Origin of the sequence: Streptomyces hazeniae, from assembly GCF_031845485.1 — a bacterium.
GTDB classification, from domain to species: domain Bacteria; phylum Actinomycetota; class Actinomycetes; order Streptomycetales; family Streptomycetaceae; genus Streptomyces; species Streptomyces hazeniae.
This window is the reverse complement of sequence record NZ_JAVREQ010000250.1, coordinates 1-392: the sequence shown is the minus strand read 5'-3', so window position 1 is coordinate 392 and position 392 is coordinate 1. Positions and strand designations below refer to the sequence as shown.

The 392-nt window shown below is 64.8% G+C and carries 1 protein-coding gene; it reads right to left on the bottom strand.

The annotated features are described in order from the left end of the window. Positions 1-392: zinc-binding dehydrogenase (locus tag RM572_RS29575; RefSeq protein ID WP_311676413.1), on the bottom strand; the 392-nt coding region annotated here is incomplete at both ends.

Here is a 392-nt window from a genome sequence, read left to right as displayed (position 1 = left end):
ACCAGCGAAACAGCCAGAATCCCCGAACGGACTTCGTTTCGTATATCAGCGAACGCGCGAAAATCGGAATGGTGAGTTTGGCGGGGTCGGTCTGGCGGTGCGTGGACAGGGCGCCGAAGACGACTAGCTCGCCGTGCGGCGCCAGTGCCCGCGACACGTCCGCGCCCACCTGACCGCTGACACAGTCAATGGCTTTGGCCACGCCACCCTCGCCCGCGATGGCGACCACGCGTTCACGCAGGTCCTCGTCCTCGGTGCAGATCACCGCGGTGCCACCTGAGACGAGAATGTCCTCGACGGCGGATCGCCGTCGCACCACATTGAGGGTCGTGAAGCCGACGTGTGTCCCGAGTTGGATGACCAACTGACCCTCGGTTGATCCGGCCGCCGAC